The organism is Marinibacterium profundimaris, assembly GCF_002210095.1.
GTDB classification, from domain to species: Bacteria; Pseudomonadota; Alphaproteobacteria; order Rhodobacterales; family Rhodobacteraceae; genus Marinibacterium; species Marinibacterium profundimaris.
This window is the reverse complement of sequence record NZ_AQQR01000007.1, coordinates 22,728-36,072: the sequence shown is the minus strand read 5'-3', so window position 1 is coordinate 36,072 and position 13,345 is coordinate 22,728. Positions and strand designations below refer to the sequence as shown.

Annotated in this window: 15 protein-coding genes; 6 read left to right on the top strand and 9 right to left on the bottom strand. The window is 66.9% G+C overall.

What is annotated here, in order from left to right:
• Positions 1-3 precede the first annotated feature (3 nt).
• The 6 genes from puhC to ATO3_RS16700 are packed head-to-tail and all read left to right on the top strand — an operon-like array spanning position 4 to position 4,444.
• A complete protein-coding gene (puhC, locus tag ATO3_RS16725; protein ID WP_088651030.1) occupies positions 4-498 on the top strand; it encodes a photosynthetic complex assembly protein PuhC in 495 nt (164 codons plus the stop codon).
• On the top strand, positions 498-794 hold the full coding sequence (locus ATO3_RS16720) for a hypothetical protein (protein ID WP_088651029.1): 297 nt from the start codon (positions 498-500) through the stop codon (positions 792-794). The genes puhC and ATO3_RS16720 overlap by 1 nt, the downstream gene beginning before the upstream one ends.
• Entirely contained in the window at positions 791-1,939 is a 1,149-nt protein-coding gene (gene acsF, locus ATO3_RS16715; RefSeq protein ID WP_233152188.1) for a magnesium-protoporphyrin IX monomethyl ester (oxidative) cyclase, read from the top strand. The genes ATO3_RS16720 and acsF overlap by 4 nt, the downstream gene beginning before the upstream one ends.
• On the top strand, positions 1,939-2,763 hold the full coding sequence (gene puhE / locus ATO3_RS16710; protein ID WP_088651028.1) for a putative photosynthetic complex assembly protein PuhE: 825 nt from the start codon (positions 1,939-1,941) through the stop codon (positions 2,761-2,763). The genes acsF and puhE overlap by 1 nt, the downstream gene beginning before the upstream one ends.
• On the top strand, positions 2,753-3,967 hold the full coding sequence (gene hemA / locus ATO3_RS16705) for a 5-aminolevulinate synthase (RefSeq protein WP_088651027.1): 1,215 nt from the start codon (positions 2,753-2,755) through the stop codon (positions 3,965-3,967). Before puhE ends, hemA begins: the two co-directional genes overlap by 11 nt.
• Before the next feature lie 36 nt (positions 3,968-4,003).
• Positions 4,004-4,444: a c-type cytochrome gene (locus ATO3_RS16700; RefSeq protein ID WP_088651026.1), complete on the top strand. Its 441-nt coding sequence runs from the start codon at positions 4,004-4,006 to the stop codon at positions 4,442-4,444.
• 118 nt (positions 4,445-4,562) lie between these two features.
• On the opposite strand, the gene dxs is transcribed toward ATO3_RS16700, so the two are convergent.
• The 9 genes from dxs to bchY all read right to left on the bottom strand — a co-directional run bounded on the left by dxs (position 4,563) and on the right by bchY (position 13,342).
• Positions 4,563-6,491, bottom strand: coding sequence for a 1-deoxy-D-xylulose-5-phosphate synthase (dxs, locus tag ATO3_RS16695; protein WP_088651025.1), 1,929 nt, complete (start codon positions 6,489-6,491; stop codon positions 4,563-4,565).
• Between the two features lie 104 nt (positions 6,492-6,595).
• Positions 6,596-7,681 (bottom strand): photosynthetic reaction center cytochrome PufC, encoded by a 1,086-nt coding sequence (gene pufC / locus ATO3_RS16690; protein WP_088651024.1) that lies wholly within the window; start codon positions 7,679-7,681, stop codon positions 6,596-6,598.
• Positions 7,678-8,670, bottom strand: a complete 993-nt coding sequence (gene pufM, locus ATO3_RS16685) for a photosynthetic reaction center subunit M (protein ID WP_088651023.1) — start codon at positions 8,668-8,670, stop codon at positions 7,678-7,680. The genes pufC and pufM overlap by 4 nt, the downstream gene beginning before the upstream one ends.
• 14 nt (positions 8,671-8,684) lie before the next feature.
• On the bottom strand, positions 8,685-9,509 hold the full coding sequence (gene pufL, locus ATO3_RS16680; RefSeq protein WP_088651022.1) for a photosynthetic reaction center subunit L: 825 nt from the start codon (positions 9,507-9,509) through the stop codon (positions 8,685-8,687).
• A 123-nt stretch (positions 9,510-9,632) separates the two neighbouring features.
• The gene (gene pufA / locus ATO3_RS16675; RefSeq protein WP_088651021.1) at positions 9,633-9,800 is read right to left on the bottom strand and encodes a light-harvesting antenna LH1, alpha subunit; all 168 of its coding nucleotides are present in this window, start codon (positions 9,798-9,800) and stop codon (positions 9,633-9,635) included.
• 13 nt (positions 9,801-9,813) lie between these two features.
• On the bottom strand, positions 9,814-9,963 hold the full coding sequence (gene pufB, locus ATO3_RS16670) for a light-harvesting antenna LH1, beta subunit (RefSeq protein WP_088651020.1): 150 nt from the start codon (positions 9,961-9,963) through the stop codon (positions 9,814-9,816).
• Positions 9,964-10,095: 132 nt separating this feature from the next.
• Positions 10,096-10,320 carry a cytochrome PufQ gene (gene pufQ, locus ATO3_RS16665; RefSeq protein WP_088651019.1) on the bottom strand — a complete coding sequence of 75 codons (225 nt, stop codon included), beginning with the start codon at positions 10,318-10,320 and terminating at the stop codon, positions 10,096-10,098.
• On the bottom strand, positions 10,317-11,792 hold the full coding sequence (bchZ, locus tag ATO3_RS16660) for a chlorophyllide a reductase subunit Z (RefSeq protein WP_088651018.1): 1,476 nt from the start codon (positions 11,790-11,792) through the stop codon (positions 10,317-10,319). The genes pufQ and bchZ overlap by 4 nt, the downstream gene beginning before the upstream one ends.
• The gene (gene bchY, locus ATO3_RS16655) at positions 11,792-13,342 is read right to left on the bottom strand and encodes a chlorophyllide a reductase subunit Y (protein WP_088651017.1); all 1,551 of its coding nucleotides are present in this window, start codon (positions 13,340-13,342) and stop codon (positions 11,792-11,794) included. Before bchY ends, bchZ begins: the two co-directional genes overlap by 1 nt.
• Positions 13,343-13,345 lie beyond the last annotated feature (3 nt).

Here is a 13,345-nt window from a genome sequence, read left to right as displayed (position 1 = left end):
TCGATGACCGAAGCCACCCGCATCCGGAACCTGACGCCCCGGATCCACACCCCGGACAAAGAGCTTGTGCCCCGCGCCCTGGTGCGCGGCGTGGCGGCCCTGATGTTGTCGGCACTGGCGCTGGTCACCTATGCCCGCGTCACCGACCGCCCCCTGATCGCCACCGCCCCCACGGGCGACGAAGCGGTCCGGCGCGATCTGCTGATCTCGGGCGATCTGTCCGGGCGCGCCACGGTCACGGCCATGAACGGGACCGTCATCGCCGACCTCACACCCGAAGAAGGCGGCTTTGTCTCTGGCGTCTGGCGCGTCGTCCTGCGCGAACGCGCCAATCACCGCGTGCCCCTGGACGGGCCGGTCACACTGATCGGCCATGCCTCGGGCCGCCTGTCCATTCACGACCCCGCAACGGGGTGGAGCGCCGACCTGATGGGATTCGGCGCGGATAACGCCAGGGCCTTTGCCCGGCTTCTGGCCCAACCGGAAGGAGGCCGATGATGGGATGGCTTACCCGAGATATCGAACACGCGCCCTGCACGGTGGAAGTCAGCCACCGGTTCGAAAGCCTGCACGCGCATGTGCGCTTTGACAACGGGGCGGTCGTCTACCCCGGTGACGCGGTGCGGGTGAAGGGCCCCGAAATCATGGCCCCCTTCGGCCATGTCGTCCGAGAAAGCCGCGAGGCCACGATCGTGCGCGCCTCGCGCCTTGAACGCCTCTGGACCCGGCTGACCGGGGACATCGAGGTCATGGAACTCTGCGAATTCTCGTTCTCCGAGGAGGCCAAGCTATGAACATGCAGACACCCGGGATGCGCGCCTCTGGCGCGACACATACCGCCGACGCGACCACCGCCGAGGAAGGCCTGGCGATCCAGGAGGCACAGGCGAAGTTCGACAGCGACACGGCCACCGGGCTCGCGATGCAGAACACCCTGCTGACGCCGCGCTTCTACACCACGGATTTCGACGAGCTGGACGCGATCGACGTCACCTCGGTCCGCGACATCTGGGACGAGCTGATCGCCGAGATGCAGGCCGATCCGAACAAGGGCCATTTCAAGAAGAACGAGGACTGGGACCATGTCGACTGGGACGGGATGGAGCCGGAGCTGAAGAAGGAATTCATCGACTTCCTGGTCTCCTCCTGCACTGCCGAATTCTCGGGCTGCGTGCTCTACAAGGAAATGAAGCGGCGCGGCGCCAACCCCGATGTCACCGGCCTGTTCCAGCTGATGGCGCGGGACGAGGCGCGGCACGCGGGGTTCATCAACGATGCGCTCCGCGAGGCAGGCGTGGCGGTGAACCTCGGGTTTCTGACCAAGGCGAAGAAATACACCTATTTCCGGCCGAAGTTCATCTATTACGCCACCTACCTCAGCGAAAAGATCGGCTACGCGCGCTACATCACGATCTTCCGCCATCTCGAGGCGCATCCCGAATACCGCTTTCACCCGATCTTCAAGTGGTTCCGGGAATGGTGCAACGACGAGTTCCGCCACGGCGAGGCCTTTGCCCTGCTGATGAAGACCGACCCCAGGCTGACCCGCGGCGGCAACGTGCTGTGGATCAAGTTCTTCCTGACGGCGGTCTATGCCACCATGTACATCCGCGATCACCAGCGCCCGGCCTTCCACGAGGCCCTTGGCGTCGATACGGATTGGTACGGGCACGAGGTCTTTACCAAGACATCCGAGATCTCGAAGCAGATCTTCCCGATCACGCTGGATATCGACAACCCGCGCTGGACCGCCAACCTGAAGCGGCTGCGGCAGGCCAACACCGACCTGACCGAGGCCGCCGACCGGCGCGGCCCGGGCGGCATGCTGGCGCGGCTGGGCGCCCGGATCCGCGCGGGCATGTTCTTTGCCCGTCTCTACCTTGTGCCCGCAAAACACCACGAGGTGCCCGACAATCCCCGGATGGAGCCGGGGTACTGATGGCCAGCCCCTGGATCGCCGCGCTGTTCGCGCTGTTTCTCTGGTGGTTCCTCACCGGGGCGATCCTGATGGCCGTGCGCCATGCCGAACGGGCCGGGCGGCGGGCACCTCTGCTGTGCACGCTGGCCGCCCTGCCCCTGCTGGGCTTCGGGCTTTGGGGGCATTTGACCACCCATGGCGATCCCGCCCCCGGGGCCGTCTATGGCGGCTTCCTCGCCGCTCTGGCGATCTGGGCCTGGGTCGAAACCGCATTTCTGACCGGCACAGTGACCGGGCCCAACACCCATCCCTGCCCGGAGAACCTGCCCGAATGGGAACGCTTTGTCCGGGCCTGGGGCACGGTCGCCTACCACGAGATGCTGCTCGCCGCGCTTCTCGTCGCGCTCTGGATCCACGGGCACGGCGCGGCCGGGGGCACGGGGCAGGCCTTCGGGCTCTGGACCTTCACCGTGCTTTACGCGGCGCGCATCTCGGCCAAGCTGAACCTCTATTTCGGCGTCCCGCGCATCAACACCGAATTCCTGCCCCGCGCGCTGGGGCACATGGCCAGCCACTTCCGCATCTCGCGGCTCAACTGGCTCTTTCCCGTCTCGGTCACCGCGCTGACCCTGGCCGTGGCCTGCTGGCTGGAACGCCTGCATGCCGCCACCACCCCGGGCGAGACCATAGGCTTTGCGCTGCTGGCCGCCCTCACATCGCTCGCGTTGCTGGAGCACTGGCTCATGGTGCTGCCGCTCCCGGATGCGAAACTTTGGCGCTGGATGCTGCCCGCGCCCAAACAGACCGAAACGACGGCAAGACCGGAGGGACATCATGGATTTTGACGCCATGTTCAACGCACAGCTCGACGACCTGAAGCAGGAAGGCAATTACCGCGTCTTCGCCGAGCTCGAACGCCGCTGCGGCGCCTATCCAAGGGCCAAGTCCCATGACGATCTGACGCCCGACGAAGTCACGGTCTGGTGCTCGAACGATTACCTCGGGATGGGCCAGCACCAGGACGTGCGCGACGCGATGAAGGCCGCCGTTGACAGCTGCGGCGCCGGGGCCGGCGGGACACGCAACATTTCGGGCACCAACCACCACCACGTGCGGCTTGAGGCCGAGCTTGCCGATCTGCACCGCAAGGAGGCAGCGCTGCTCTTCACCTCGGGCTACGTGTCGAACTGGGCGGCGCTGTCGACGCTGGGCAGCCGGATCCCCGATGCGGTGATCCTGTCGGACGCGCTGAACCATGCCTCAATGATCGAGGGCATCCGCCATTCCCGCGCCCGCAAGGTGATCTGGAAGCACAACGACCCCGAGGACCTGGACCGCAAGCTTGCCGTGCTGCCCGCCAACGCGCCCAAGATCGTGGCCTTCGAATCCGTCTATTCCATGGATGGCGACATCTCTCCCATGGCCGAGATCGTCGAGGTCGCCGAGAAACACGGCGCGATGACCTATCTCGACGAGGTCCATGCCGTAGGCCTCTACGGCCCGCGCGGCGGCGGCGTGTCCGAACGCGAAGGTCTGGCGGACCGCATCACCCTGATCGAGGGCACGCTGGGCAAGGCCTATGGCTGCGTCGGCGGCTACATCACCGGCTCGGCCGCGCTGTGCGATTTCATCCGCAGCTTCGCCTCGGGCTTCATCTTCACCACGGCCCTGCCGCCGGCGGTGGCGGCGGCGGCGCTGACCTCGGTCCGGCACCTGAAGACCAGCCAGGTCGAAAGACAGGCCCAGCGCCGCCAGGTCGCCCGCCTGCGGGCGAAGCTGGACGCGCAGGGCATCCCGCACATGGACAACCCCAGCCACATCATCCCCGTGATGATCAAGGACCCGGTGAAGTGCCGCATGCTGTCGGACATCCTGATGCGTGACTGGGGGATCTACGTGCAGCCGATCAACTACCCCACCGTGCCCAAGGGCACCGAACGGCTGCGCTTCACCCCGTCGCCCCTGCACAGCGACGCCGATATCGACCGGCTGGTCGAGGCGCTCACCGTGCTGTGGAAGCAATGCGCCCTGGCCCACGCGGTGGCCTGAGATGCGCCGAATTCCAACCACACCAAGGAGGAAAAAATGAAACACCTGATGGCCGGCCTTGCCGGCTTGCTGCTGGCGGCGCCCGTCGCCATGGCCCAGGACGCGGACGGTGACCCGGCGGCCGGGGAGAATGATTTCAAACAATGCCGCACCTGCCACGCGATCACCGATGCGGATGGCAACGACATCGTCAAAGGCGGCAAGGTCGGCCCGAACCTGTACGGCGTGGTCGGCCGGCAGGCCGGAACATACGAGGATTTCCGGTATTCCGATTTCATGATCGCCGCCGGAGAGGCCGGGCTAAGCTGGAACGTCGAGGATTTCACCGTCTACGTCCAGGACCCGACCGCCTTCCTGCGGGACTATCTTGACGACCCGAAGGCACGCGGCAAGATGGCATTCAAACTGATGAAGGAAGAGCAGGCCGCCGATATCTGGGCCTATCTCGTCTCGGTCGGGCCGGGCGGCGAAAGCTAAGCCTTACTCCCGCCGGGCCGGACACGGCATCACCGACACGCAGTTTGCGATCGCGGCCACCCCTGGCCGCGATCTCTTTTTGCATCACGTGTCCTGCAAGGCGGACCCGCCCCTCCGGTTACCGCACGGCCGAGAGGCTGACGATTGTCGCGGCCTGGCCCAGCGCCGTGCGGGCGGTGGCGGCGATGTCGGCGGCGGTCATCTTCGCGTCGGCATACATCTCGGCCGGGGCGGCCTGGTCGATGAACCGGTCGGGCAGGCAGACATTGCGGATCGCCAGCCCCCGGTCGAAGGCGCCGTTGCGCGCCAGCGCATGCATCACCTGCGAGCCGAAGCCGCCCTCGGCCCCCTGCTCCACCGTCACCAGCGCCCGGTGCGTGCGCGCGAGCTCCATGATCAGGTCCAGGTCCAGCGGCTTGGCAAAGCGTGCGTCGGCGATGGTGGGGGTGATCCCCTCTTCTGCCAGAAGGGAGGCCGCGGCCTGCACCTCGTACAGATGCGCGCCGAAGGACAGGATGGCCAGGTCCTCGCCCTCCTGCACCACGCGGCCCCGGCCGATCTCAAGCACCGTGCCCCGCTCTGGCAGGGCCGCACCGGTTCCGGCGCCCCGCGGATAGCGGAAAGCGATCGGCCCGCTGTCATGCGCGGCGGCTGTGGCGACCATGTGGACCAGCTCGGCCTCGTCGGCGGCGGCCATCACGGTAAAGCCGGGCAGGCAGCCGAGATAGGCGATGTCGTAGGCGCCGGCGTGGGTCACGCCGTCGGCGCCCACCAGCCCGGCCCGGTCGATGGCGAAGCGCACCGGCAGGCCCTGGATCGCCACGTCATGAACCACCTGGTCGAACCCGCGCTGCAGGAAGGTCGAATAGATCGCGCAGAACGGCTTCAGCCCCGAAGCCGCCATGGCGGCAGCGAAGGTCACGCCATGCTGTTCGGCGATGCCCACGTCGAAGACGCGCGCCGGGAAGCGTTTGGCCATGATGTCGACGCCGGTGCCCGAAGGCATGGCGGCGGTCAGCGCCACGATATCGGGATCGCGCGCAGCCTCCTCGGCCAGCGCCTTGCCGAAGACCGAGGTATAGCTGGGCGGCCCGCCCGCCTTCTTGGCCTGCTGGCCCGTGGCGACATCGAATTTCGACACGCCATGGTAGCGGTCGGCGCTGGTCTCGGCCGGGGCATAGCCCTTGCCCTTGACCGTGCAGCAATGGATCAGAACCGGGCCCGTCGCCCGCGCCCGCGTGGCCCGCATAACCTGCAGCAACTGGCCCATGTCATGCCCGTCGACCGGCCCGACATAATCGAACCCCAGCTCCTCGAAGATATTGCCGGTCCCGGCCATGCCGGTCACCAGCTGCCGGGCGCGCCGGGCGCCCTCGCGCATGGGCGGCGGCATCACCGACTCGAAATCCTCGGCCATCAGACGCAGCCGCGCGCGCGGCCGGTCCGCCCCCAGCCGCCCGAGATAGGCGGCCATGGCGCCGACGGGCGGCGCGATGCTCATCTCGTTGTCGTTGAGGATCACGAAAAGCCGACGGCCCTGGGCGCCCGCGTTGTTCAGCGCCTCGTAGGCAAGACCCGCGCTGAGCGCGCCATCGCCGATCACGGCGATCGCGTCGCCCGCAGGCCGCCCCATGTCGCGGCCCACGGCAAAGCCCAGCGCGGCCGAGATCGAGGTGGAGGAATGCGCCGCACCGAAGGGATCGGATGCGCTTTCCGAGCGTTTGGTGAAGCCCGACAGCCCGTCCTTCTGGCGCAGGGTGCGGATGCGGTCGCGGCGGCCTGTCAGGATCTTGTGCGGGTAGCATTGATGCCCGACATCCCAGATCAGCTTGTCCATCGGCGTGTTGAACACCGCGTGCAGCGCCACCGTCAGCTCGACCACGCCAAGGGACGAGCCGAGGTGCCCGCCGGTTTCGGACACGACCGAGATCAGCTCGGACCGCAGCTCGCCCGCCAGGGCAGAGAGGTCGCGGTCGGACAGGCGGCGCAGGTCCGCCGGCCCGGCAACGGTGTCGAGGATGGGTGTATGTGGGTTCTGGTCAGTCATCGCTGCCCCCTTTGGTGGTCCTGGGTGGCGTCGCCCGCTTGGGGTTACCCGGGGCGCGAACGGCGCGATGGAGGGGCCGGGGCGCGAGAGGCGCGCCCGGGCCGTCAGTTTCCGTAGTCCGGCGCCTCTGTCGTGGCGAGTTCCGGGTAGTTTCCGATCACGTTGGTGCCGCGCAGCGGTTGCTGCTCGCCGTTGTGACAGGTGCCGCAGCCGACCTTGGGGCCATCGCCATGGGGGCCCAGCCGCTCGGGCGGAAGAACCTCGGCCAGCGGCAGCAGGTAGTCGTTGTTCAGCTCCTGCACCATCAGGATGCCCAGGCTCGCCGTCGCCCATTGTGGCGTGATCTGGCCCCCGTCATAGAAGGCACGGGTGTTGTGGCAAAGCGTGCAGTTCACCCCGAGCGAGTTCGAGAAGTAGTTCATCAGCGCATAGGTCCGCTCGGCATTCTGGATGCCCGGATAGCCATCCTGCCCGGGGATCCCCGCCGCGCGGCTGTCGAGGTCATGGACCGCGATCAGCTCGCCGTCGACCAGGTATTTCTGCAACGCGTCCGAGGGCAGCGAGGTATAGGAGCTGAGCGGCGTCACCCGGTTCTGCACGGCTGCCCATCCCTCGGCCGCCATGACCGTGGGCGTGGCGATGAACCAGGCCTGCTCGGGCACCGGCTGGCCGCGGTGGCAGGTGTAGCAGGTCACGCCGACCTCGCGGTTGGCATTCACGTGACCGTCCCAGCCTTCGTTGATGTTCTGGGTCATCTCGATCATGCGCCGCGCGACGATGGTCTGGTAATTGTCGGGATCCTCCAGCAGGTCGGGGATGCCGGTCCAGGCGCGCATCGCGCTCACCAGCCTTTCGTAGTTCTCGGGCGACAGGTCCGCCAGCAGCGGCTCGGCCCCCTCGATCTGCGACCCGGCGGTGCGGCCGCCGACCTGGGGCGGCACCGGCTCGGTGCTGGTGGCCAGGAAGGCCAGCGCGTCGGGATCGGGCGTGACCAGCACGCTTTCGCGCTTGGGCACCGACATGCCGGTGCCGCGTGGCCCGGTCTGCAGGCTGTCGGTGGCCAGGGGCGGGCCCATGGACACCAGCCAGATCGCCGCGATCACCGCCACCCCGCCGGCCCCGTAAAGGATGGCCGGGCGATAGACATCAACAGGATTTTCCCTGTTCCACTTTGTGAACCACTCGATCATTCTACCGCTCCCTGGCCGGTGAAGGCCTCGTAGGACCCATAGGCGTCATACCCGTAGGAGCCGTCGTACATCGGTGCGAAGTAATGCTCCTGGGCCCAGATGAACCAGTTGTCGACCACCGTGCCGGTCAGCAGGATGCCGATGCCGCCGGTAATCGGGGTGAGCACCGCGAACCACCAGGCCCAGCGGTGGATGCCCTCCATCGTGGCGTTGAACCCCATGGTCCAGCGCCAGAACAGCGCTGCGCGTTCCGACGCCGTGCCGCGGTCCACGATCTGCTCAAGCTCGCGGTCGCCGCCGAACCGGCTGACGGCCAGGATCGTCGCGCCATGCATGGCAAACAGCAGGCACGAGCCATAGAGGAAGACGATCGAGAGGCAGTGGAACGGGTTGTAGTAGAGGTTGCCGTAGCGGATCGAGAACGCCGTGGTCCAGTCGAGATGCGGGAAGATGCCGTAGGGCACGGCCTCGGACCAGGATCCCATCAGGATCGGCCGGAAGAGGCCCAGCACCAGGAACAGCCAGATGGCGCTGGCGAAGGCCCAGGCCACGTGCTTGCCCATCTTGTGCTGCTCGGCCAGCAGGTAGGTGCGCAGCCACCATGTGCAGACCGAGACCAGCAGCAGGAACGAGGCGATGATGTACCAGCCGCCGTCCTGCAGCGGCGGGATGCGCAGCCCGTATTCGGGGCTTGGCGGCTCCAGCGCCAGCCAGAAGCCCTGCCGCAGGAATTCCGGGATCGACCAGTTCACCTGCGCCAGCATGTTCAGCCCGATGATGTTCAGGCAAACGATGAAGGTCATGGCCGAGACCAGCCCCGTCCAGCCCAGGTAGATCGGCCCCAGCTGGGCGTTGCCCACCCAGCCGACCAGGCTGCTGAAGAACGGCTTGACGGCGCGCTCCTCCATCATGTTGTTTTCGTTGTCCAGGCCCCATTCCGGTGCGCCCTGCACCTGGACCTGCGTGAATATGTTCATGTATTCAGCCATCGCTCAGGCCCTCCTCACGGCCAGATCGGCAGGTCAAGCCACCAGTTCCACCATTCCGGCCAGCCCTTGGTCCAGACGGGCCCGGAAATGATGATGCAGACGGCGGAAAAGAAGACGGCGTTGATCGCCAGCAGGAAGCCCAGGCGGTGGATGCCCAGCGTGCCGATGGAATACCCGATGAAATCGCGGAAGAACGTGTCCTCGTGATCGGGGGTCTTCATCTCCTCCCCCTTTTCGGGGTTGGCGGCGCTCAGGATCAGGCCGCCATGCAGCGCCAGCGCGAAACAGGTCGCGAAGAACAGCGTGACCGCCAGCATGTGCGCAGGGTTGTAATGGAAATGCAGGTAGGCGTAGCCGGTGTTCGACACCCAGTCGAGGTGGCTGAAGATCCCGTAGGGAAAGCCGTGCCCCCAGGCCCCCATCAGCATCGGCCGGAAGATCACCAGCGTGACATAGGCCAGGATCGCGAAGGCGAAGGCGATGGGCACGTGATAGCCCATGCCCAGCTTGCGGCAGATCTCGACCTCGCGCAGGGCCCAGCTGACGAAGGCGCCAGTGGCGCAGATCGTGATGATCTGCCAAAGCCCGCCCTCCATCAGGGGCGCGGCGCCCAGACCGTAGGACAGGTCGGGCGGTGCGATATTGATCAGCCAAGGGTTCCATGTCCCCTGATCCGCGGCGCCCCATAAGATCAGGATCGTGCCGAGAGCGGCAAAGAAGATCGTGGTGACACCGAAGAAGCCCACGAAGAAGGGCCCGACCCAGAAATCGAAGAGATCCCCGCCGACAAGCGTGCCTCCTCGTATCCGGTACTTGCGTTCGAAACTGAGTAGCGCCATCTGGCTTGCCTCCCCGCCGGGGTTGCCTGGGCCAGAAGGCCCGGTCGGCCGGCGCATGTGCCTGTTGGATTGCCACGGGCGGGTCCTCCGCCCGTGGCGTTTTTCAGAGCGATATGCCCGGGCTCATTCGTCGGCCATGGCGCGCGACGCGGCGGCATTCTCGAACCAGTTGACGCCGTTGGACAGAACCACGAGGTGGATCATCACGGCCAAAAGGAAGAGAAAAACGCCCTGCGCAACGAAGACGCGACGCGGATCGAAGATGAGCCAGATCTTGTAGAACTTTGACATCAATGATCCTCCCTCAGAACCAGGGAGCCCAGATGTAGGTCGCAAGATGCGCGACCACTGCAATCGCCACGAACAGCCAGAGGCCACTCATGTAGACCGAATGCAGCTCCTGGGCCTGCTCGTCGGTGAGACCTGTAAAAGACAGGTCGGTATTATCAGCCATGAACTTTCCTCCGGAACGCTATGCTGACGCCGCTTCCCCCGCGACAAGGGCCGTCGGCCCGCCTTGGCGGGGCCTCGGGATTCCACCCGCCCTTCGGGACGGGTAGCCGGTTGCCCGGTCTGGCGGTGAAGCTCAGACCGAGAAGATCAAAGGCGTTGTCCGGTCCGCCTCGGCCCAGGCACGGGCGAGCGGTCCGGGCAGACGGAACGTCTGCCGCCGAAGCACGTCGCGCAGCCAGCCGACGCAGCAGAACGGCAACGCAATCACGAGAATGCAGGCGAAATAGACCCAGAATTCGGCGGTGCGCCGATATCCGGACGGGTTTCGCGGCGGCGGGTTTGTCGCTTGGAGTGTCATCGGCCTTCCTCCTCCTGGAACGCAGTCTCTGGCGAAAGCGCATCCACCGTCTGGCGGTCGACGCGCGCCGCGCCCTTGTCCAGCGCGGCCGTCTCGGCGGCATCGCGCAGGGTCTTGGCGGCGGAAATCCGGGTCAGAACGGGATGGCGCGCGACGATGGCATCCAGCGCCTGCGCGGCGTCCTCGTCCCAAGGCAGATCGCGGCGCAGCGGTGTCGGTGTCGCCGGCGCCGCATCCATCTGCGAGGCCAGCGGCAACACGTGGAACAGCGCATCGAAAAGCCCGTTGCAGATCTCTTGCAAAAGGTAGGTGGCCCCCGCGTAGCCCATGAAGGGCGTCCCCGTGGCCCGCCGGATCGCGGCGCCCGGGAAGCTTGCCGGGATAAAGGCCGGTTTCGGCCCATGACCCGCCTCGCTTTCGGCGAGGTAGATCTTCTCGTTGATCGAGCCCATCAGGATCATCGGCCGGTGTTCGGCCATCAGGGCGCGCACCTTGTCGTTGTCGGTCTTGGTTCCCGCGACCCGGGCCACGGCAAAGGCACAGGGCAGCCCCAGGTCGCCTTCAAGGTAGTGCCGCACACCCCGGGCGTAGGTCTCGTTCGCGACGATCCCGAAGCCGGCGGTGGCAAAGAAATCCTGCGTGACCGAGCGCCAGAGGTCCCAGACCGGCTTGATCGTCGAATGTTTCTCGCGCGCGATGAAGGGCTCGGGGTCCAGATCCAGGATCTCGCCCAGCTTGCGCAGGAACAGGGTGGTCGATTCAATTCCCACCGGCGCCTGCAGATAGGGCTTGCCCAGAAGCTCGGCCAGCCCGCGCCCGAATTCGCGGTACATCACCACGTTGGCGTCGGCATTCACCAGGTTGCGCATTTCGGCCAGGTGCGCGCCCAGTGGCAACACCATGTTGACCTCGGCCCCGATCCCCTCGACCAGGCGGCGGATCTCGGCCAGGTCCGAGGGCATGTTGAACGTGCCGTACATCGGCCCGAGGATGTTGACACGTGGCTTCGCGCCCTCTTCGCGCTTTGCCTCGCGCGGCATACGGCCCTTGGTCATGCCCCATTCGGTGAACAGCCAGGTCATCGCCCGGTCGGCCGACTGCCACTGGTCCTCGTCGATGGTGCGCGGCAGGAAGCGCTGGATATTCGTGCCCTGCGGCGTCACGCCGCCGCCGATCATCTCGGCGATCGAGCCTGTGACAACCACCGCCGGCAGCGCCGGATCCAGGGTGCCCCAGGCGCGTTTCATCGCGCCCTCGGTGCCCTCGCGGCCCAGCTCCTCCTCGCCCAGCCCGGTCACCACGATGGGCAGTTCATGCGGCGGAAGCGCGTCGGTGTAATGCAGGACCGAGGTCACCGGCAGGTTCTCGCAGCCGACCGGCCCGTCGATCACCACCTGCAGGCCCTTCACGGCGCAGAAGGCATAGACCGCCCCCCAGTAGCCGCCGGCCCGGTCATGATCCTGCACCAGCATCAGATCATCTCCTGCGCCGCGGCCGCGCGCCGCTTCTTCTCGATCTTCTTCAGGTTCTGCGCCCGGAACTCGGGGCGCAGGTTCGGCGCGCCTTCCCATGTTCCGGCGGTATCCCCCGTGCCCACGCCGTCGAAAAAGGCGCGCATCCGGTCCATCCGGTCCTTGCCGGCGATGGCCGCGTTGACCACCTCGGCGAGGCTGCCGGCCCCGGCCGGGCCCATCAGCGGGCGGGCGGAAATAAGATTGGTGAAGTAGAGCGCGGGGATGGCCATCTCCTTGGCCTTCTGCACCACCGGTGTCGTGCCGATGGCCAAGTCCGGCCGGTTCGCCTCCATCGCCGCAAGATCGTCTTCCAGCGAGGCGCGGAATTTCACCGTCACGCCCTTCGCGGCGAGCCATGCGGCATCGTCTTCGGACCAGGGCGTTTTCGGGCAGGCCGTGCCGACATACGGCACCTCGGCCCCGCTTTCGATCAGCAGGCGCGCGACCAGCAGCTCGCTGCCCTCGTAGCCCGACACGGTGACCCGGCCCTTGACCGGCGCGGCCTGCAGCGCGCCGCGGATCGCCGGAAGCATGGCATTCTGGGCCGCCGCGATCTTGTCGGAGGCCACGCCGAAGGCGTCGCCCACCGCCGCCAGCCACGCCGCCGTCCCGTCATGGCCCACGGGGGCCGATCCAAGCACGGGCCGGCCCGCCGCGCGGAATTCACGGATCGTTGCGGTATAGAACGGGTGCAGTGCCGCCACCGCCCCGCAATCCAGCGCGGCATAAAGCTCGCGCCATTCGCGGCAGGGCACCACCGGCCCGGCGGCCAGCCCCATCGGCGCCAGCATCCGGCCGATCATCACCGGATCGGCAGGAAACATCTCTCCCAGCAGGGTCAGCGTGGGGCGGTCCGACACGCCGGCCTCGGGCGCGGCCACCGGGCCGGCCTCGGCCTCGGCCCGGGCATAGGCCAGCATCGCGCCGGCCAGCACGTCCTTCGCCTCGGCATGGGTCGGCACGCCGAAACCCGGCACGTCGATGCCCACGATGCGCACGCCGTTGATCTCGTCCGGCAGCAGCCGCAGCGGCACGCCCGAGGCTGTCGGCACACACAGGTTCGTCACCACGATGGCGTCGAATTTCGCCGGATCCGCCATGTCATGCACCGCGGCGCGGATGTCTTCGAACAGCTTGCCTGTCACCAGCGATTCCGAGTTGAACGGCACGTAGCCCACCGACCGCCGCGCGCCGTAGAAGTGGCTTACGAAGGTCAGGCCATAGACACAGCAGGCCGACCCGCTCAGCACCGTGGCCACCCGCTTCATGCGCAGGCCCACGCGCAGAGAACCAAAGGCCGGGCACATGCTTTGCGGCTTGTCATGCGGGCCCTTGGGATAATCCTTCGCGAATTGCGCCAGCAGTTCGGACTGGCCCGCCATCTCGGCGGCTTTCGCCAGCTCGGGGCCGGAATGACACCCTGCGCCATCGGCCGGTGCGGCAGTCTCGGGCTTACCCCGGATCACCTCGGCCTCGGCGGTGCTGTCATATGTCACTTCACCTGCCACTGC